Annotated in this window: 1 protein-coding gene; it reads left to right on the forward strand. The window is 74.6% G+C overall.

Annotated features, from left to right (window positions below; translation table 11 throughout):
• The coding region (locus tag AC27KI_RS26575; protein ID WP_487116874.1) for an SDR family oxidoreductase at positions 1-689 on the forward strand (689 nt) is incomplete at both ends.

Below are 689 nucleotides of genomic sequence, written 5' to 3' on the forward strand. Positions count from 1 at the left end.
GCATCGTGCTGGCCTCGCGCGATGCGGGCACCCTGTCGGCGGTGGCGCTGGCCTGCCGGGCCGAGGGCGGCACCGCCATTGGCGTGCCCACCGACGTGACCGATCCCCAGGCCGTACAGGCCCTGCGGGCCAAGGCGCTGCGCCATTTCGGCCACATCGACGTGTGGGTGAACAGCGTGGGCGTGGGCGCCGTGGGGCGTTTCGAAGACGTGCCCGTGGCCGCGCACCGCCGCGTGCTGGAGTCCAACCTGCTGGGCCACCTGCACGGCGCGCACGTCGTGCTGCCGCACTTTCGCGAACGTGGCCGCGGCACGCTGGTCAACCTCATCTCGATGGGCGGCTGGGTGCCCGCGCCCTATGCGGCGGCCTACACCGCAAGCAAGTTCGGCCTGCGCGGGCTGTCGGAAAGCCTGCGCGCCGAGGTGTCCGACCTGCCCCACGTGCACGTGTGCGACGTGGCCCCCACCTTCGTCGATTCGCCGGGCCTCTCGCACGGCGCCAACTACACGGGCCGCAGCATCCGGCCGCCGCTGCCCATGGTGGACCCGCGCCGCGTGGCCGATGCCATCGTGGGCCTGTCCACCCGCCCGCGCGACGTGACCTGGCTCGGCGCGCCTGCGCTGCCCGGCCGCCTGGCCCACGCGCTGGCGCCGGCCAGCGTGGGCCGCGCGATGCGCTGGCTCGCCGAT

The sequence above is a fragment of the Acidovorax sp. KPB24-03 genome (assembly GCF_057546605.1).